The organism is Roseimaritima sediminicola (genome assembly GCF_009618275.1).
Lineage (GTDB): Bacteria > Planctomycetota > Planctomycetia > Pirellulales > Pirellulaceae > Roseimaritima > Roseimaritima sediminicola.
The window spans coordinates 1-20276 of sequence record NZ_WIAD01000011.1; the positions used below are offsets into that span (position 1 = coordinate 1).

Sequence of the window (20276 nt, forward strand, 5' to 3'; positions counted from 1 at the left end):
CTTAGCACGGCTGTCTCAGCCGTAAAAACCAGAAACTCGGCTGGGACAGCCGAGCTACTCTGTGGCATAGGCTTCCAGCCTGTTGTTTTCCTAAGCTCTGTCTGTAAACCTGCTTGGATGCAATAGACTGGCGAGCAGATCCAAAGTCTGGCGACTTCAGCGACGGGCAGACCCTATGATCAAATGTTGACGCAGCGCCAGACGAATTGCCAATCGGCGGGCCGGCGTCGATCGAGAGAATACCACGAGGTTGTGGGATGGCTGAGTATCAATGGGTCGAGTTTCGTGCCGTGGATGCGCCACTGGATGACGCAGCGCTGAGCTTCATGCACGGACAATCGACGCGGGCTGTGATCAGTCGTTGGCAGTTTACCAACGAGTATCTTTTTGGCGATTTTCGTGGCGACGTCATGGAAATGATGCGCCGCGGCTACGATGTTCACGTTCACTATGCCAACTTTGGCATCCGGCGTCTTTGTTTCCGAATCCCAGATGGTTTCAAGTACGCCAGCGAACTGCAATCCTATCTTTCCGTAGACGGAATCTACTGGGCTCCCGACGATCAAGGCAGCGGTGGCATCCTTAGCCTTGAACCGGAAGGGGACGCGAACCATTGGTGAGCTGCGGGAAAGCGTCTGCGAGATCGAAGCTCGGCGAGAGCACACGCGGCAGGCGGCCGCGGCCCTAGAAGCCGAACGCCGTAAAGCCGAAGCCGAGCGGCTGCTGCAAGCACAGCTGGCGAGCATCGCGGACACGCCTGAAAAGTCCATCGCTCGAATCGATGCCGCCATCGACGAACGCACTCGCCTTGCCTATCAGCGAGCCGCCGAGGAGTTGTCCCTGCTCGCGAAAGCCTGTGGAAGGCCGATGGCCATGGCCAAAGCGGATTCCATTCGTACCGCGTATCCCACCCGCAGCGCCTTGCACAGCGTGCTGAAGGAAGCAGGATTTTAGGGGCGGAGCCGGGATTTCCGTGGGGTTATCCAGACTGCGGGATGCGCGCGCGGGCCGCGGACGCGAGTTCGACTGCGGGGGCCGGCTTCTGCCGTTTTTTTACCGGTCGCTCTGCGGATCACGTATACTCTTTCCTTCTCGCTTGCTGCTTTAGGGAACGGTTTCATGCTTTGTCGATTGCTGGTTTGTGTTTGTGTCGTGTTGCTCGGTTGCGTCTGGACCGCCTCCAACTCGCCGGCGGCGGACCCGGCAACCCTGGCTGTCGAGGCGGCCGGCTGGGCCGTGCAAGAAGAAACGGGTCGCGTCTTCGCGACGGTAAAAAACCAGAACGAGGTCGTCGAGTACTCGTCGCAGGGTGGCAAAGTCCGCAGCATCGCGGTTGCTGGCGATCCGACCGAGCTGATTATCAAACGGGACCTGCTGGTCGTCGCCTGCACCAAGTCCCCGTCGCTGGTTTTAATTGATCTGGCCCGCAATGAAATCGCCGGATCGGTCCAATTGCCCGGCACCGGCCCCTACGCGTTGTTTTGTTCGCAAGCCGATAATCCGTACGTGTACGCGATCTGCAAAACGGGATCGGCGTGGTGGGACGGCGAGGTCTTTCAAGTCGATACGCAAGCCCTGGAGATTCGAGCGCAACAGCAAGTTCAGCCCTGGAGGCAGTCGCATCCGATCCACGTCGCGATGAGCCGCGACGGCAACTGGATCGTCGTCGATGCGCGGGGCAAGTCTACGCCCAGCGGCGGGGATCTGATGAAGGTGGACGAAGAAGCGTTCACGTTTACCCAGGTGCGCGGTCACCACGAGAGCTTCGGCCAGATCGTCCCCGGACCGAGGAACCGCTACTGGACCTTGGGGAATCTGTTGTACCCGCTGGACATCACCGAGCAGGTGCGAGCGTTCGGCGGCACGCCCGTGGCCATCCATCCGACCTTTGATCTCGCCGCGTCGCTGAAAGGCAACGAGCTTCATCTGGAGCGTTTCAGCGATGCTTCGGAAATCGCCACGGTCGTCCTCGACAACGTCGATTTATCGGACAAGACGGACAAGACGATTCGGTTCGACTTGCCCAACAACCTGGTCATCGTCGGCACGCACGCCTCGGTCCACTGGGTCGATCTAGAGGACCACGCCGACCAACTGGCCCCGCTGCGAATGCTGGATGTCCCCAGCGAGGTCACTTCGCTGGTCGGCCAGCCACTGCGAATCGAACTGGCTGTCTCCAACGCCGACGTCGAATCCAAGACACACATCGCGATCGCACGCGGTCCCCAGGCGGCGCGGATCGATGGCGACGCTTTGGTGTGGACGCCGACCGCCGAGGACGTCGGCTTTCAAACGATCGTGCTGGAGGCGAAACAGGCAGATGGCACAGTCGTCGATTCCGCCGAATTGACCGTCCACACGACGCTTCCCACGCTGGAATTCGATTTCCCGCCCAAGTCGATGGCGTTGTCGCCTGATGGCAAACGCATGCTGGTGTGGGGCCCGGCCCCCGGCCAGGAAGAACGCCATCCGGCACACACCGGCCCCGATGCCCTGGTCGTCATCGATGTCGACAAACTGGATGTGGTCGTTCGCAAAACGTTGCCCCAGGGCATTCGCTGCGCAGCGATCGACAACCGTTGGATCTACCTCGCCCCGAATTCAGGCAACTTGTTCTACCGGCTGGACCACGAATTGACCTCCAACGAGCGTCAGTTCCTAAAGTCGACGCCGACGCGTTTGATCAAGATTTCCGAGGACCGGTTGGCCGTCGTGGGCGACCAGACCGAAGGTTTCGAGGTGAACCCGCTGAAGTCGCACCCCATCGCCGGGCTGGCGAATTTTAATCGGCACATCCAAGCCCCTATCGCCTGGACCAGCCACGACACAATTCGCATTGCAAACCGCGTGGTCGAATACGATTCCGGAAAACTCGTGCGGAGTGTGACCAGTGCACTGCCGGTGTTAGCGGGAACGGTGAATCGGCTCCCCCACAACCCCCATCAACGCAACCAATCCGTCGAACGCTGGGGCAGGATCGTCGCGGGCCCCACATTGATGAACCACGCGGGCAACCGGATCGCCCAATGGTCAGGCCCCCGTTTATCCACTATCTCCGAACGTTGGCCCGTCGCCGTCACCGTTCGCACGACGCCCAACAGCACCGCGCGAACGACCGAAACGTGGTTCGAACTGCACGACCTGGTGGATGGCACCGTGCTGCAGTCCGCCTTGATCGCCGTAGCGCCGACGCAGTCGGCCAGTCGCACGAATCGGTATGGCTCGCAGCAGCGGCTCATCACGGACGCCGAACGCGTGTTCGTGCTGAACGAAGACGAATTAGTTGTCGCGACCATTCCAGAAGCCATTGGCGAAAAGGCGACGATGCCGACGTACTTTACGGAACGTCAACCTACCGAGATCGCCGTCGCAGGCGAGCAAACGGTGCAACTGGGCGTCGGTGGTTCCAGTGAAGGCGTGACGTTCAGCCTGATGGCTGAATACGAGGGAATTGCAATCGATTCCTCCAGCGGTGAATTGACCATCGACACCACGGCACTCTGGGACCGCTTCGTCGCCGGTCCATCCGCCCAAACCCTTCCGCACACATCCGCCCGCGACCGCGACCCGTTCGACGTGTCGGCGAACGCGTCGGAGTACAAGAATCTGACTGGCAAATCTCTTCCGGCCGATCAGTTTGCCGCTCAACTGCCGATCTCCGCGGCCTTGCGTGAATCCGATGGCCAGGAAGACGCGACTCAATTCTCTTTGATCGTGCTCGGGCCGCGCGCACCGATCGACGCCCGGCGTGAGCAACAACGGAAGCGGCAGGAGCAACAGCGTGCCGAAGCCGCCGCTCGCCGCGAACAAGCGCGGCGTCAAGCCGAGACTGCCAAGCAATACACCGAAGCCCTTGCCAGGGCCGAAAACGCTCGCCAGCCGGCCGGCGACGAGGAGCGATTGGACAGAATCGAAGCCCGCATCCGCCGCATCGAAGCCGCCCTGGATTCGATCCTGAAAGAGCTGGAGAAGAAATAGGTCGAGGCCACGTGTGTGGTTAGCCAGCGGGGCTCGGCGACGAGGCGTCTCGCAGCTCGAGGATGGCCTGGGCGAATGCTTGTCCCATCCGCGCGAAGGTCTTGGCGCAGCCCAGATAGTGGTATCCGGCATTGGAGGCGCCGCGGGCGCGTAACGCCTTCTCTTCCGGGCTCACCAGCTCCGCCTCGTAGCGTTGTAGATAGTCTCGTTGCTGCTGCGGCGACATGGATCCGTCCGCGTTGGCTTCGTGCTGGTTCTCCGTTCTCAGCAGGTAGGCCATCTGCCGCACCTTGTCGTACTTGGCTTGAATCGCGGCCAGCGGCTCGTCCCAGAACGGCGATGTGGGAACGGCCACGACATTGCCTTGAAATTCTGCCAGCGACGCGGGGGCGGCCATCGCTTCGCGAAACTCCAGGTTCCCCTCGTTCGCTTGTTCGCCTCCCACGCCCATCACGCCGATGACGAACGGCATCTGGGGCGCGTCCAGATCCCGGCGTACGTCACGGATGAAGTGGGCCAGCAAGCGGCTGTATTCGGCGAACCGGTTTCCGGACGCGTCCTTGTCCTGCAGCGGATACACGTCGCGACTGACCATGTCGTTGAAACCCTGGAACCAAACAAAACCGGCGATCTCATACCCCTGATCGGCGTCGTACTCGGGAACGACACGATCGATATCGCCCAACACCTTCTGGACGTGCTCGACCATCATCCGGTAATAATGCCCGGAACCGCTCTCGGAACGTCGATCCCTCTCGATGTCCGCGGCGGTGCGCGGATAGACGCCGGCGCTGGGCGGACGGTAATCATAGAACAGCGACTTGCCGCCCCACGCCGTCTTGATGATCAACACCGGCTGCTCGAACGCTTCGTCCATGGTGATTCCGAACGTGAATTCGGGACCGATCTTGCCACCGTCCTCGGCCGGGTTCGACCTCGAACCGTAACCCGCAGTCAGCGGCCCGAAGCCCTCGCCGTTGTTCTCGCCCCGGCCGGTGTAGTAGGAGATCCATGCGCCGTCGCACACCCGCGGTTGTCCGTTCTCGTCCCGCATCTTCTTCAGCAGCGGAGCGGTCTGTGGATCGTCACCGATGTAGTCGAAGGTTTCGATCCTCGCGTGCCCCTCCATGTTGGACTGGCCGGCCAGGATGAACGCTTTCAGCGGCTTTCTACTGCTGCTTTCCCCGTGGCTGTCGCCAGCGCGGCCACTGTCGGCGAGGGCGGAGGAGGCCACAGTCAACACAGCGATCAGCAGCGTGAGGGTCGTTTTCACGAGGTCTTTTCCTTGGAGGTTCGAATAACAATCGAATGCGAAACCGAGGTGCATCGCCGAGCCCCCCCGTCCACGCGGCAGGTTCCGTATTTTCTCGGCTGCAACCCAAACCTGCAAATTTGCGACCTTGCGAGCTGATCCGTGGTGGTTCGTCTGGGCTTGTCCGCAAGCTGCTGCCCCGAAGGAGGAACACGCGATCTTGCCGTCGGCCGTCACGGCCACCGGCGGGCTCGATCCCACACGCTGCTGGTGCCGTTTGACGTGTCTCGGGCGTCCGTTTGGCGTTTCTTCTGACGCTCGTCGTAGCTGATCGAGTAAACGTAGAGCCGCTCGACCTTGGCTCGCGCCCAGTCCGTTTTGCGGAGGAATTTCAAGCTGCTGTTGATGCTCGGCTCGTGGGTAAAGCACTTGATCTTGATCCGCTCGCCCAACCGCTCCCAGCCGTACTCCGCGACCAGGTATTCGAGTATCGCCTTGAGCGTGACGCCGTGCAGCGGATTATTGGGCTGGGGGTGACTCATACGACTTCCCAGGACAAGCGGGGATACAGGACAAGCAGGGATACGAACGACGCAGCGCCGCTCCGGCCGCTCCCAACTTACCGCCGTCCCGACGGCGATCCAAGGCTTGGTTCGACAATCCGAGCCGCCTGCGCACGGCCACCGGCGGTCGTTCCGGGCCTGCATGTGCGGTACAGTGATCTCGGTCCTTGTTAACAGCACGCCGAAGCAATTTCGCTGGAAGTCGCATTGATTCCTCCCGGTGCAGCCCGCGACCAAGCTGGAAACGCTGAAAACACCGTACGCCCGCTTACATCGTGAAGCCTTTTTGAATCGTGATGGACTCGCTCTCCGACATCGTCCTGCGCATCACCGGTGCCTCGTCCGTTCAACTGGGCGAAGAAATCCAAAGCCTCTGGAGTGGTTACGGCGTGATCCAACGCGTCTCACTGCGAGGGTTGCCGGGTGAGGCATCCGGCGACCCAACCCACGTGGTCATCAAACACGTCGACATCTCTCGAGCGCGCCCCAACCGCCGAGGCTGGGGCGGAGACGCTTCGCATCTGCGGAAAGTTCGTTCCTACCAGGTCGAGCAGGCGTTCTACGAACGGTATTCGGGACGATGCGACCGTTCCTGCCAAGTCCCGGGTTTTGTTGCCGGCCATGAGAAAGCCGACGAATCCGGCTGGTTGATGGTGCTGTCGGACCTGGACGCTCAGGGCTTCGCTCGCCGCCGAAAGGATCTCGACCGACGCGGACTCCAAGCCTGCCTGAGCTGGCTGGCAAATTTTCATGCCACGTTCCTGGGAAGCTCGGCCGATGGTTTGTGGCCGGTCGGCACCTACTGGCACCTCGAGACACGCCCCGACGAACTCGCCGCCATGCCGGACGGACCTTTGAAGCAGGCGGCAGAAGAGATGGATCGCCGCTTGAACGGGGCGTCCTTCCAGACGCTGGTTCACGGGGACGCCAAAGTTGCGAACTTCTGCTTTTCCGACTGCGACCCCGATCGCGTTGCCGCGGTGGATTTTCAGTATGTCGGTCGCGGCTGTGGCATGAAGGACGTGGCCTACCTGATCAGCAGCTGCTTGAGCGAAGACGAGGCCGCGGCCCAAGAGGAGACGCTGCTGAACGGCTATTTCGCGGCCCTGCGGGATGCGATTGCCGTCCGCGAAGGCAACGTCGACGTCGCGGAACTGGAACGCGAGTGGCGCGAACTGTATCCGTTCGCGTGGGCGGATTTCTGCCGCTTCCTCACCGGGTGGTCGCCGGGCCACTGGAAGCTGAACGCCTACACTCTCCGCCTCACCCAATCGGTGCTCCAACAACTCGGCCATCGCTGAACCGACACAGAAAGTTCGTCCAGCGAAAGCGGAAGCGGTTAGAGTCCTGGGGCCGCCCCCCCCCCTCCTGTTGCATACAGCCACCCCCTGCTGTAACCTGACGGACGCCCCCCCCATTCTGGCCGGGGAAATCCGCTCGATAACGTGCAGCTAGGGAGCCATAGGATGCGTCCACCACGATTTAACCGGATGATGCCGTCATTTGCATGGACTCGAAAAAGCAAGCGGTCAAGCTCCAAGAGGAAGCGGTTTACGTTCCGGCTGCTCCACGGCGCCGAACCGCTCGAGGAACGGGCGTTGCTCGCAGCGGTCATCGGCTATGATCCGGTCACAGCGGAAGCGGTTACCCTGGACACCGTCGTCGTCTCTGGTGGGGCAAACGATTACCCAGAGGATCGAGCTGCAGTGGACGGGCAGAAACCGCTTTTCCCGGTGGATTTGAGTGAATTTGTGGGCGACTCTGACGCGTCCCCGGAAGCGATTCCGGAGCAGGAGCTGGACGGTAGCGAGAATAACTCGCAGCCCGAGGGCTCAACTTCATCGTTCCCCGGCAATTCTGTGGAACAGGTCCTTGTCGCAGACTCCGTGTCGTATTCCAAGAACGATCCACGCTTCGGAATCCACGGAAAGGACGATCGGATCCGCGTCACGAGTACGACAAGCTATCCGTGGCGGGCCCTCGGTCATCTTGAATTTCGGCTCTCCAGTGGCTGGAAAACCTGCTCCGGGGCGATGGTCAGTCCTTACCATTTTTTAACTGCCGGTCACTGTGTCCACAATCGAAACGACGGAGGCTGGGCCTCACAGATGCGGATATATCTGGGCCAAAACAACGACTACCGTCCCTACGGTGAGGTGGATTGGACCTATGTTCGGTCTTACACCGGCTGGACACGCGACCAAGATTTTGACCATGACTGGGCGCTTGTTACTCTGGACCGAAACATCGGCAACTACACCGGTTGGTATGGATACGAGTGGCGATCGGGCAACTCCGCTTACAACGGCATGAACCTCAACTCCGCCGGCTACCCCCGATACGCACATGGCCGCGACACCAAAGCCGACGAACTATATCGCGTCTTCGGTCCCACCGATTATGCCACCACAAATCGCATTTACTACGACGGGACGCTTGACACAACCGGCGGGCAAAGTGGTAGTCCCCTGTGGCGTTACGTTTCTTCGATAGGTGAGCGTTACATCAATGGCGTGGTATCGACGGCTGGTTATCCCTACAACGCATCAGCTCGCATTAACCAAGACAAGTTTGACCGATTGCGAAGCTGGATTTCGGCGGACAACAACACTCGACGTCCTACCGACCGTGCTGACCTGGTCGACCATGACCAATGGTTCAATACCTCCCACGCTTCCATCTCGGACACTCGCCTACGTGCCTGGGACGACCTGAGCATCAGCACTCGGATACGCAACAACGGCACCTCCTCCTCTGGCAACTTCGACGTTCGTTTCTACGCACGAAACATATTCACCAATCGTGTCTATACGATTGGCACCCGCAGCTCCGGCTCGATCGGCGCCTTATCGTCGTCAACGGTTACTTGGAGCGGAACGCTACCAAGTTCGATTCCTTCGGGATCTTACGAGGTTTATTGGTCAATTGATTCGGGAAATAAAGTACGCGAATTCAACGAATCCAACAACTATCATTCTTACAGATTGAATCTATACGTGGAGACCTCACCCGCAGATATTGGCAATACGCTACTGGCCGCCAAGCCGATCGGCATCGACATCAACGGGGGCTCCGACTCACTCGACGCTCGCATTGGTGACACCTACCTGCTGGGAAAGGATGTGGACTTGTATCGCTTCGAGGCAGCACGCGGTGCGAGCCTCACCGCGCAGACCTCGTTGCCGTATGGTGGCAACTCAATGGATACGGTCCTGCGACTCTTTGACAGCGACGGAATGCCCCTGGCGTTAGACGACAACAGCGGCAGCGGATCCTATTCGCGACTTACGTACACCTTCAACGCGACGGGAACCTACTATCTCGGAGTCTCTGGCGACTCCAACCGTTACTACGACCCGTTCGTGTCCGGAAGTGGACGGAACGGCAGTCGCGGTGACTACGACATCGCCGTTGCGGTTTCCGCGCCCTCCGACAGTGGTGATACAGCTTTGTCTGCTACCCATACCAATATCGGACCTGGTTCCGGCAGTTACACAGCGTCCCAATTGATTGGCAATGGTTCGAATGGGAACAACGATGTTGATCTGTTCCGCTTCGAAGCTGACGCTGGAGGAACCCTTATCGCCTCCACAAGGCTTCCCAGTGGTGCGACGCCGATTGACACCTACTTGCGTCTCTTCGATTCTTCAGGACAAGAACTCATGGCGGACGATGATGGCGGTAGCGAAGGATACTCAAATCTTAACTACACGTTCCTGACCGGCGGCATCTATTACCTTGGCGTGTCTTCGTCGGAGAACCGAAACTACAACGTATTCCGTTCGCTTACCGCGAGGGCAGGGGCCAAAGGCGACTATGCCGTTGCCTTGGACCTAAAAGCACCTTCTGCGGTACGGGGAGTCCAGTGGCATGATCTCGACGGAGATGGTGAACGAGACGCTTCCGAACCTGGCTTAGGCGGATGGGAAGTTCTGCTGGACGGTGCCGGCCTTCCCGACGGGCCGCGTTCCGCAACCACTGCGAGCGATGGAAGCTACGATATCGGAAATCTACCACCAGGCGTTTACCAAGTGACTGTGCCGGTCCCAGCGAACTGGCAAGCGACAGCGCCGGCAGGCTCGTCTCACACTGTGGAGGTTGGGCGTGCGGAGGTTGCGACCGACATCAGCTTCGGCGCATTCCAACTACCGGTTGCGGACGCGAACGGTCCGTACGTTGTCGAGGAAGCGGGAGAGGTTGTGTTAAGCAGCGTGGGTTCGACCGATCCAGACGGTTCGATCGTCGACTACGAATGGGATTTCTCATACGATGGGGTCACGTTCGACGTCGACGCCTCCGGGGCCGCTCCCACCTTCTCAGCGGCAACGATCGACGGTCCCGCAACACGGACCGTCGCACTGCGAGTCCGAGATACGCAGGGCGGAACAACGATCGATGCGACCGCTGTGACAATTGAAAATGCGCCTCCGTCCGCGGCGATCCAAGGCCCTATCAGCGCGCTCGTCAACCAGAACGTCACGATTGACGTATCGGCTTGGGATGTCTTCGAAGCGGATCGTGCCAACGGGTTCGAGTACCAGATCGATTGGGGAGATCAATTTGCATCAACGATTGCCCCAACTGCTGAGAACGGACTTGGTGAATCGATTTCGCACGTCTATGAGACGGCGGGTTCCTATTCCGTCCGCGTCCGTGCGATCGACAAAGATGGCGGAGTCGGAAGCTGGGCGACGATCGATCCTCCGTTGCGGGTCGAGGCGGTCACCGCCGCAAACCTGCAGCAGGTGGTGAATGATTTGGATGCAACGGGCGGAGATCAGCTTTGGTTCGAAGCCGCTGATGACGCAGAAGCTGACGAACTGCTCTCGGCGATCAATAATCTTGCCGCGCAATCGCAACCCGTTACTCTGGAAATCGATCTAGGCGCAGAGTCCTACTCCGGCCTAGAAGCTTCGCCTCCGGAAGGCGTGACTTTGGTGCTGAACGGCAACGGAGAGACGACTGTCATTGTCGGTGCCTCGCCAGCGCTTACCATTTCCGGTGGCAATGTGCTTGTTTCCGGAATGCAGATTCACAATGCAGTCGACGCGTCTTCGGCAACCGATGCTCCCACGATTCTGGTTACCGGCGGACAGCTTACGCTGCGGTCGTCGACGGTGACGGAATCCATTGCGTACGACCAGGCTGCGATCGAGATTCGCGGAGGCACCGTCGATCTCGGCACCAGCGATCAGGCCGGCAAGAATCGCCTTCTCGTCAGCGCCGCGGGGGATGCGATTCGCAGCTATGGCACCAGCAACATCTCGGCCGTTGGCAACGAATTTCATGTCGACTCGACGTCCCTTAGCTCGCCTTTCGCGATTGAAGACCTGATCGTTCATGCCCTGGATCGGTCGGGACTAGGCTTGGTCACCTATCTGCCAGGAGCAGTCTACGTGACTCCTTCTAGCGGGAGTATCCAGCGGGCAGTTGACGCCGTTGAAGAGGGCAGCCGCATTCACGTTAGCGGCTCCGATTATGGAGATTACCAAGTCGCTGGGAAACGTCTCTCAATCGACTTCCTGGATGGCCCGACCTTGGTACACGCTTTTGACTCCCTTCAGCCGGATGGGACGAGCCTTCGCGTCCTGGGAACTGCGATGGACAACCAAATTCGTTTCCGGTCCCGCTCCGGTCGTGGCCCCATCGCCGTCTTTGTCGATGACCTGCCGACGGGGACCTTCGAACCGACCGAGCGGTTGATTGCCTGGGGTGAGGGCGGAGACGATCACATTGCGGCTGAGGCGTCGATCAACCTGCCAGTTTGGTTTGATGGAGGGGATGGAGACGATCGACTCCAGGGCGCTGCGGCGGGCGACCTGCTTCTAGGCGGCGACGGTGACGATCAATTGCTCGGCGGCCGAGACCGAGACGTGCTGGTCGGAGGTACTGGCGCAGATCACTTACTGGGACAGGCCGGCGACGATCTTTTGATCGCCGGAGCCTTCAAGTCGGCTTGGCGCGACGACGCCTTTGCTGCAGTAATGGCGGAATGGCAATCCTCTCGCGATTACCAGACTCGGATCGCCAATCTTCGCGGCGACACATCGGATCCCAACTACGGCGATGGTGTCAATGGGAGCCATGTGCTGACGGTAGACGATTCCGAATCCGCTTTCACCGATGACGGCTCCAAAGACCGGATCACCGGAGCCGCGGGATTGGACTGGTACTTCGCTAACTTGAGCCGCGGCACCGCTGCAGACCAGCTCTCGGGGCTGAACCGTCAAGAACTGACAAGCGATTTGAGCGGTGCTGAGAACTGAGCTGCATACAAAGCTCCCGACAGACGCCTCCGTTGTGATGCCTCTCTGTGTTCAAGAGCCCCTTCAAACTCCCAGTCGTGGTCATGCGGAAAGTAGTAAGCAGGCGGGAAGGAATCATTGGGGGGTAATTACATTAGCCGTTTGGGCACTAGCCCACGGTTCCAGACGGTCCGCCGTGGCAAACGCATTGAAGTACCTTCACAACATCCGACGGCTCCGCACGCGCGGTGTAGTCCGCGTTGACGAAAGCACTGGCAATGGATCCATCGATGTCGACAACGAAGGTTGCCGCGAGCGGCAGGTCGAACTGACCGTCTCCGTTGTGTTCTTCGATATTGATCCCAAGGCCCTGATAGATAGGGCGCAACGGCTCCGGCAACGTAAAGACGAGCCCCACCTGACGTGCGTAGACGGCGTCGGCGTCGGTGAGAACCTCAAACTCCAAACCATTCTTCTCAGCGGTCGACAACGACGCGTCCGGGAGTTCCGGCGTGATGGCGACCAACGTCGCTCCCGCAGCCTTGATCTCCGGAAAAACCGCCTGGTAGGCGCGGAGCTCCAAATTGCAGTATGGGCACCATCCACCTCGGTAGAATGTCACGACGACAGGTCCACGTTCTCTAAGAGTTGCGAGGCTTCGCTTCTCGCCGAGATGATTAGGCAGCTCGAAGTCTGCCAGATTGTCGCCGGTTTTGGGGGCCGTAGCGACGATACGCGACTCCTGCAGTCTCTGCGTCTGAGCCCGCATCACGGCGGCGCGAACTTTGGCGACGGCCGATTCGAAAGTGAATGGGGGGGCGAGTGAAAATGTCCTGGACATGACTGCTCTTGTGGGGTCGTGGAATTGCGGAAGGATTGCTGGGGAGCGATGACTTTCCAATAGCCACCGCCCGCAGCGGCGCGCGGACGGTGGCTTCAGACTTCAATGCTTAAGCGACGCGGCAAGCCAAGGGATCGGCTTTGGGAAAGTCGATATCCGGATCGGCAACGTGATTGAAGTAGTTGGTGAAGAGGTTCAAGGCGACGTTCGCTACCACTTCGGCGATCTCTCCTTCGGTGAAGCCATGGCCGCGCAGCTCTTGCAAATCATCGCCGCTGACATGACCACGCTCGTCGACCAACTTACGTGCGAACCGAATGAGGGCGTCGCTCTTGGCATCCACTGCGGAACCGTGACGAGCGTCGCGGATCTGGTCGGCGTCCAGCCCTGCCATCTGGCCGAGCGCCGAGTGTGCGGCTAAGCAATAGTCGCACCGGTTCGCTTCGCCGACCGTCAAGGCAATCAGTTCACGCTGTTGGTTCGACAACGTTCCGCTGGCCAGCCCCCCGCTGAACTGCAGATACGCACCCAGCACGGCGGGCGAATTGCCGATCGCCCGCATCATATTGGGGACCATGCCGAGCTTACTTTTGACCGCAGCGAACAGTTCGGCGGACTTGCCCTGGGCGTTTTCAGGCGAGATTGGATGAATTCGTGACATGACGTGGGGCTCCACTTAAACAAGGTTTCGGGACCGAAATACGGTACGCTCTGGCTCAACGTGAGTCAGAACGCCATTCCGCTTACTCATCTTTCGTGCCAAACCTTTCGAGAAAACCATAAGTCGTGTAACAACAATGACTTACGAAACACAAGCGACCCGCTGGCTTCGCCACAACATTTCGTGTAAAGTCGAAATCTCGTGGGAATTCCACGAAATTCCGTTGCTCCGGAGACCGTGGGATGAGCCTTCCGAGACATGCGATTTTCGGCGATCCGACCAAGATTCTGCTGGCCATCTCCGGGAAGCATCACTTGCCGGAGCTGCTCCCCTTGGCCGTTCGGCTATTGGCGCCCGACGCGCAGGTTGCATTGGCCAGGATTTGGCTGGTGCGTCCGCCGCTGGAAGGCGATTGTGCGAGCTGCCTAAAGGCTGATGAGTGCCATGATCGGCAGCGGTGCCTGCATCTTGTCGCCAGCTACGGGCACGCCAGCCTTGGCCAAGATCGAAGCCAGGATCGACATTGGGAACGAACGACCGGAGACTTCCGTCGGATGCCAATGGCTGTTCGCAAGATTGGTCACATTGCCGCGTCGGGAGAGACGGTTCAAATCGATGATGTCTCCACCGACTCGCAGTGGATCGTACGACCGGCGTGGGTACGTGACGAAGCAATCCAATCCTTTTTTGGCTTGCCGCTCCGCTATCGCAACGAGACGCTCGGCGTTTTAGCACTCTTTTCTCGCGAGCCGCTGAATGTTTCCTCTCGCGATTGGCTGCGGATGATTGCTGACCATTTGGCCGCCGCGATCGCGAATGCTCGAGCGGTCGATGAGATTGAGTTGCTGAAATCGCGGCTCGAACAAGAGAACGAGTATTTGCGTGAAGAGGTCGAAGTCGCGTCGTTCGGCGAATTGGTTGGCAACAGTCCGGCGTTGCAGACGATCAGTCAGCAGATTGACCTGGTGGCTCCTACGGAATCTTCGGTGCTGATTCTTGGCGAAAGTGGGACTGGGAAAGAGCTGATCGCTCGCGAATTGCATCGCCGCAGCAGCCGTGCGGAGCGGCCGTTGATCAAAGTCAATTGTGCGGCGGTTCCACGCGAGTTGTATGAGAGCGAATTCTTTGGGCACTCCAAGGGATCGTTCACCGGAGCGTTGCGTGATCGTGCCGGTCGGTTCGAGCTGGCTGATGGGGGCACGCTGTTCCTTGATGAGATTGGAGAGATTCCGTTTGATCTTCAAGCAAAGCTATTGCGAGTTTTGCAGGAAGGGGAACTGGAACGGATCGGTGAAGAACAAACGCGGCGTTTGGACGTGAGGATTATTGCTGCAACCAATCGCAATCTTCGCCAGGAGTCTGCCGAGGGACGGTTTCGACAAGATCTGTTCTACAGGCTCAGTGTCTTTCCCATCGAGCTGGCGCCGCTGCGTGAGCGGGTCCAGGATATTCCGTTACTGGCGGAGCATTTCTTGCAGCGATTCGCTCGTCGTCTGGGACGCAAACCGCTGAAGCTTACACTAGCGAACGTCCAGCAGTTGCAGCGATATAGCTGGCCCGGCAATGTCCGTGAGTTGCAGCATGTTCTCGAACGCGCCGTCATCATCTGCACCGATGGCAAACTGCGATTCGACCTGCCGGAAGATCCCCAAACACAGCCGCGCATGAAGGACACGCAGGCGAACGACGCCGTATCGGATCAGGTATTGACGGACCAAGAGGTGCGAAGCTTGGAACGAGAAAACACGCGCCGGGCGTTGGCTGTTTCAGGCGGGAAAGTTTACGGAGACGGTGGCGCCGCCGAATTACTTGGTATCAAACCCACCACCTTGCTGTCGAGGATGCGAGCGTTCGGAATTCAACGTTGAGCCCCCCTAGGGTCCCGTCCTATCTCGGTCTGGCATCCGAGGCTATCGACTGCTATCGGTCCGCGATTCAACGCAGTTAGCATCACATTCGCGTCGTCCAGAACGGTAGGGCCATGGCCGAGCGTGGTTTACTCCGACTGTCGTCATCGCGGGCAAAGGCGGATCGCCCCGTCGTGACCAAGAAGACGGGTTTTTATCGATGGACGCGGGTTCGTTTGAAGGGCACGCCCCCGGGTGGTATGTTGGGCACTGTCTGAAACTCACTGGCGCGTCCCTTTGTTGCTTGAGGTCAGCTATGGCTCGTCGATACGTACGAGTTCGATACGTACTGGTGTTGTTCGGCGGAATGGTTGCGGCCTGTGTCGGTTCGCTTGCCTCGGCGGCCGGACCGGAAACGCCGGCCGACCGCACGGACGAGACCTTTTTCGAAACTCGCATTCGTCCGGTGCTGGTTGAAGCCTGCGTCCAGTGCCATGGTCCCGACGTGGCCAGCGGCGAATTGCGACTCGATTCGCGGCAAGCGTTGCTCGAAGGAGGCGAGCATGGTCCGGCGATTGTCCCGGGCGACGCCGAGCAGAGTCTGTTGATCCGGGCGCTCCAGCACAACGACGCTCAGCCGGTTCAGATGCCGCCGGAAGAACCGTTGGGCGACGAGGCCATTGCCGATCTGACCGCCTGGATCGCTGCGGGCGCGAAGTGGCCCGAGGCCGAGGCCGCCGACGCGGTCGATGCGAATTCGCCGTCAACTCACTGGGCCTTTCAGCCGTTGACCAGGGCTCCGCTGCCGGAGGATCCGACCGGCTGGGCAGAGGCTCCGATCGATCGGTTCGTCGCGGCGGCGCGTCATCAGCAAGACCTCTCGCCCAATGGCCCTGCCGACAAACACGTGCTGCTGCGGCGGGCCTACTACGATCTGATCGGGTTGCCACCGACCGCCGAACAGATCGAAGCATTCGTCGCCGACGATCGCCCCGAGGCCTTTGCGGAGGTGGTCGAGACGCTGCTTGCTTCGCCTCAGTACGGCGAGCGTTGGGGTCGTTACTGGCTGGACCTGGTCCGATACGCGGACACCGCTGGCGACAATTCGGATTATCCGATCCCGCAGGCTTATCTCTATCGCGATTATGTGGTGGACGCGTTCAATGCCGACGTTCCGTATGACCGTTTCCTGCACGAGCAGTTGGCCGGAGATCTGCTGGCCCGCGAAGCTTCGCCGGAGGAGTATCGGCGACTGGTCATCGCCACCGGCTTTATCGCCCAAGCCAAGCGGATGGGGACGCGCGAACTGGAAGACATGCACATCGTGATCGAAGACACGCTGGCGACCGTCGGCCCCGCGCTGCTTGGTTTGTCCGTCCGCTGCGCACGCTGTCATGACCATAAATTCGAGCCGATCTCCCAGCGGGACTATTACGCCTTGTACGGTATCTTCGCCAGCACGCAGTACCCATTCCCGGGCGCCGAAGAAGTTCGCAAGCAGACGCATTTCGCACCGCTTCTTCCTCCCCAGGAGGTGGCCAAGCGAAAGGAGGCCGGCGGTGCGGAACCCATCCCCATGGCGTACGCCGTTTCCGAATCAAAACCGCTCGATGCAAAGCTTCAAAAGGCGGGCAACCCACGTGACTTGGGCGAAGCGGTCCCGCGCGGCGTGCCGCGGGCGGTGGACCCCGAAGGCCTATCGATTGCCGAAGGGGCCAGCGGCCGGCTGGAATTGGCTCGGTGGCTGACCACCAAGGCCGACTTTCTGACCGCACGCGTGATGGCCAACCGCCTCTGGCAGTTTCACTTCGGCAAACCGCTTGTGGCCACTCCTTCCGATTTCGGATATCGCGGCACACCTCCGACCCATCCGCAATTGCTCGACTGGCTGGCGTCGGAATTCATTGCCTCGAAGTGGTCGATGAAAGAGATGCATCGCAGGATCATGCTTTCCAAGACCTATCAGATGTCCAGCGGGCGCAATGCGGCCGGTGACCAACAGGATACGGGCAACCGGTGGTATTGGCGGTTCGAGCGTCGCCGGCTGGACGCCGAGGCGTTCCGCGACACGCTGCTGGCGATCGGCGGTACGCTGGACCTCGCGCGACCCGGTCCACACCCCTTCCCCGAGCCGTCCAAGTGGAAGTTCACGGCGCATCGCCAATTCAATCCGGGCAGTTATCCCTCGAACCATCGCAGCATCTATCTGATGGTCCAGCGGCTGCATGCCCATCCCTTTTTGTCCTTGTTCAACGGTGCCGATCCGAGTCTTTCCACGGCCATGCGGGACAGTTCGGCTCTGCCGCAGCAGGGGTTATTCCTGTTCAACAACGAAATGGTCCACGAGAGCGCCGCCGGCTTTGCACAGCGGTTGATCGCGGCGGAGCCGAGCGTGGAATTGCGGCTGCGTCACGCTTTCCTGAGCCTCCTTGCTCGGCCGCCGTCGGCCGGCGAGCAGGCGCGAGCCGGCGAGTTTCTCGAGCGGTATGAGGACGTGCTGAAAGCGGAAGGGATCGCCGCCGAGGCTCGCGAGCACGAGAGCTGGGCGGCACTGACGCGAACGCTGCTGGCGTCCAATGAATTGATGTACGTAGACTGAACACGAAGACGTATTGGTTTGCCATGACACCGAATCCTCGACTGGACCGCCGCTCGTTTTTAACCAGCGCCGCGGCACTGGGCACCGCCGGAGAGCTGGCGCTGCATCGGCGATTGACCCTGGCGGCGGAACTGGGCGGCGGGCATCCGCTGGCGCCAAAGCCGGGTCATTTTCCCGCCAGAGCCAAGCACCTGATCCTGTTCTTCTTCACCGGTGGGCTGTCGCACGTCGATACGTTCGATCACAAGCCGCAACTGAACAAAGACCACGGCAAGACGATCGGCAGTAACAAGCGGTCACTGAAGGGCACGGACTGGAAATTCCGGCCTTATGGGGAATGCGGCAAGATGGTGTCCGAACTGTTCCCCCACGTCGGTTCGGTCGTCGACGACATTTGTTTTCTGCACACGGTGCGGGGAGACTCGGGCGGCCACTCGGCGGCGACACAGGGCATGCTGACCGGTTCGATCACGTTCCCCATGCCCAGCATCGGGGCCTGGATCAGTTACGGACTGGGCACACAAAACACCAGCCTACCGCCTTATGTCGTGCTGGCGGCCAAGGAACCTTACAACGCCTTTCTGGCCTGGGATTCCGGCTTCCTGCCCGGCTTTCACAAAGGGACGCGCTTCATTCCCGGCCCCGATTCGCTCCCCAATCTGGCCAGCCCCATTGCTTCGGTTCGTCGGCAGGACCTGGAACGCCAGATGTTAAACGACTGGAACCAGGCTCACCTGCAGCGACATGCCGAGGCGCCCGAGCTGCGTTCTCGCATCACCAGCCTGCAAACCGCACAGGGACTGATGCAGCAAGCCCCCGAAGCGCTCGATGTCGCCCGCGAACCGCGGCATGTGCTGGATCTGTACGGTCCCGATACGGCCAACCCAGCCTCGTTCGCCGCGCAGTGCCTGGTCGCCAGACGATTGGTGGAACGCGGCGTCCGTGTGGTGCAACTGTTCGACGTCGGCTCGAACACCAATTGGGACAATCACCGCGATATGAAGCAGCATGAGAATCTGAGCCGGAATGTCGACAGGCCGATCGCCGGGTTGCTGACGGACCTGAAACGTCGCGGCTTGCTGGACGAGACGCTGGTGGTTGGCTGTACGGAGTTTGGCCGCACGCCCTGGGAAGACCTCACCCCTCAGGGCCGCGGACATTACAACCGCAATTTCACTTGTTTTCTGGCAGGCGGAGGGGTCAAGGGTGGTTACAGCCACGGTGTTTCCGACGAGTTCGGCGCGACGGCCGTGGAACACCCGATGCACGTGCACGACCTGCACGCCACCATCCTGCACCTGATGGGGCTCGACCACGAGCGGCTGACCTATCGTTACTCGGGCCGCGATTTTCGCCTCACCGACGTCCACGGAAACGTCGCGACCGAGGTAATCGCCTAACTGGACCGCGTCCCTTTGGACCGGCCGTTTCGGCCTTCGCCGCGAGAGAGTCCGCCGGCACGTCGCTCAGCGTGACTTCGGTCATCCGCGGGTAACCGAGCGTGTCCGGGGTGTCGGTGGCTTGGTGGTAGGAGAGATTGCGTCCCGATTCATAACGACCCTAATAATCAAGCAGAGTCACCTTCGGCGCGGAGATGCCGGAGATGGTGAGCCGCATGCGCGGTGTGGATCTCCAGAATCCTCTCGCGCGGCAATCGGCCGAAACCTGGGTGCGGAGCGAAGCTGCCGCGGTGACCAAGCAGACGACCAACACTGGCGGCGAACGCTTCCACTTCGGTTGCATCTTCCAAATCGTCTGGTGGAACAAAGATCGGAGCCGTTCGGATCCCACGAGGTGAATCGTCGCTGAGCACCTTGGGCAACAGTAGTCGTCGAACCAAAGGTCGCAGCGGAGCAAACAGCGACATCCACGCCGGGTAGCCATCGACGCTGGGGTCCTGAACCAAAACCAGGTGCCGACAGATCTGCCCCAGTGACCAGTTTCCCTGGCGGACGTAGCCGCCGGCCAACAGTTGCCGGGCGTCCGCAACGGCCGCTTCGAGATCGCTGAACTGCAACTGACGGAGGTCATTCATGGGACTTCGGTATGTCGGTAGAATCGGAGTCGTTCGAAGCACAGTATGGACGACTCGGCGAAAGATTAGCACGTGGGTCTGTTTGAAAACCAGAGCGGCACGCGCTAGCGGGCTGTTGATTAAGTGAGCCGCAGGGCGACTAGTGCTGCGTCAACATTTAATCTTAAGGTCTGGCCGTAGCTGACAGTTGCCAGACTTTGGACCTGCTCGCCGCTTCCGTCCAGTCTCTGGCGAGATCAGCTACCCTAAAATGAG

At 60.1% G+C, this 20276-nt stretch carries 13 protein-coding genes; 8 read left to right on the forward strand and 5 right to left on the reverse strand.

Annotated features, from left to right (window positions below; translation table 11 throughout):
* The first annotated feature begins 257 nt into the window (after positions 1-257).
* The 3 genes from GE027_RS07880 to GE027_RS07890 all read left to right on the forward strand — a co-directional run bounded on the left by GE027_RS07880 (position 258) and on the right by GE027_RS07890 (position 3978).
* The gene (locus GE027_RS07880) at positions 258-620 is read left to right on the forward strand and encodes a hypothetical protein (RefSeq protein ID WP_153556650.1); all 363 of its coding nucleotides are present in this window, start codon (positions 258-260) and stop codon (positions 618-620) included.
* A complete protein-coding gene (locus GE027_RS07885) occupies positions 574-954 on the forward strand; it encodes a restriction endonuclease, SacI family (protein WP_153556651.1) in 381 nt (126 codons plus the stop codon). The genes GE027_RS07880 and GE027_RS07885 overlap by 47 nt, the downstream gene beginning before the upstream one ends.
* Before the next feature lie 165 nt (positions 955-1119).
* Entirely contained in the window at positions 1120-3978 is a 2859-nt protein-coding gene (locus tag GE027_RS07890) for a YncE family protein (protein WP_153556652.1), read from the forward strand.
* 19 nt (positions 3979-3997) lie between these two features.
* Here the strand turns inward: GE027_RS07890 and GE027_RS07895 are convergent, their stop codons facing one another.
* Positions 3998-5251: a sialate O-acetylesterase gene (locus GE027_RS07895; RefSeq protein ID WP_237607379.1), complete on the reverse strand. Its 1254-nt coding sequence runs from the start codon at positions 5249-5251 to the stop codon at positions 3998-4000.
* A 212-nt stretch (positions 5252-5463) separates the two neighbouring features.
* Positions 5464-5772 carry a VF530 family protein gene (locus GE027_RS07900; protein ID WP_153556654.1) on the reverse strand — a complete coding sequence of 103 codons (309 nt, stop codon included), beginning with the start codon at positions 5770-5772 and terminating at the stop codon, positions 5464-5466.
* A gap of 317 nt (positions 5773-6089) precedes the next feature.
* Here GE027_RS07900 and GE027_RS07905 point away from each other — a divergent pair, with 317 nt between their 5' ends.
* Both GE027_RS07905 and GE027_RS07910 read left to right on the forward strand, forming a co-directional pair.
* Positions 6090-7094, forward strand: coding sequence for a phosphotransferase (locus GE027_RS07905; protein ID WP_153556655.1), 1005 nt, complete (start codon positions 6090-6092; stop codon positions 7092-7094).
* 189 nt (positions 7095-7283) lie between these two features.
* Positions 7284-12059: a pre-peptidase C-terminal domain-containing protein gene (locus tag GE027_RS07910; protein ID WP_162006622.1), complete on the forward strand. Its 4776-nt coding sequence runs from the start codon at positions 7284-7286 to the stop codon at positions 12057-12059.
* A gap of 148 nt (positions 12060-12207) precedes the next feature.
* Here the strand turns inward: GE027_RS07910 and GE027_RS07915 are convergent, their stop codons facing one another.
* Positions 12208-12879 (reverse strand): peroxiredoxin-like family protein, encoded by a 672-nt coding sequence (locus GE027_RS07915; RefSeq protein WP_153556657.1) that lies wholly within the window; start codon positions 12877-12879, stop codon positions 12208-12210.
* Positions 12880-12988: 109 nt separating this feature from the next.
* Complete coding sequence (locus GE027_RS07920) at positions 12989-13540, reverse strand: carboxymuconolactone decarboxylase family protein (RefSeq protein WP_153556658.1); 552 nt, start codon at positions 13538-13540, stop codon at positions 12989-12991.
* Between the two features lie 242 nt (positions 13541-13782).
* Here GE027_RS07920 and GE027_RS07925 point away from each other — a divergent pair, with 242 nt between their 5' ends.
* The 3 genes from GE027_RS07925 to GE027_RS07935 all read left to right on the forward strand — a co-directional run bounded on the left by GE027_RS07925 (position 13783) and on the right by GE027_RS07935 (position 19386).
* Positions 13783-15408 carry a sigma-54-dependent Fis family transcriptional regulator gene (locus GE027_RS07925; protein ID WP_153556659.1) on the forward strand — a complete coding sequence of 542 codons (1626 nt, stop codon included), beginning with the start codon at positions 13783-13785 and terminating at the stop codon, positions 15406-15408.
* 295 nt (positions 15409-15703) lie between these two features.
* The gene (locus tag GE027_RS07930) at positions 15704-17986 is read left to right on the forward strand and encodes a PSD1 and planctomycete cytochrome C domain-containing protein (RefSeq protein WP_202617357.1); all 2283 of its coding nucleotides are present in this window, start codon (positions 15704-15706) and stop codon (positions 17984-17986) included.
* A gap of 23 nt (positions 17987-18009) precedes the next feature.
* Positions 18010-19386 carry a DUF1501 domain-containing protein gene (locus GE027_RS07935; protein ID WP_153556660.1) on the forward strand — a complete coding sequence of 459 codons (1377 nt, stop codon included), beginning with the start codon at positions 18010-18012 and terminating at the stop codon, positions 19384-19386.
* A 167-nt stretch (positions 19387-19553) separates the two neighbouring features.
* Here the strand turns inward: GE027_RS07935 and GE027_RS07940 are convergent, their stop codons facing one another.
* Positions 19554-20021: a DUF1569 domain-containing protein gene (locus GE027_RS07940; RefSeq protein ID WP_153556661.1), complete on the reverse strand. Its 468-nt coding sequence runs from the start codon at positions 20019-20021 to the stop codon at positions 19554-19556.
* Positions 20022-20276 lie beyond the last annotated feature (255 nt).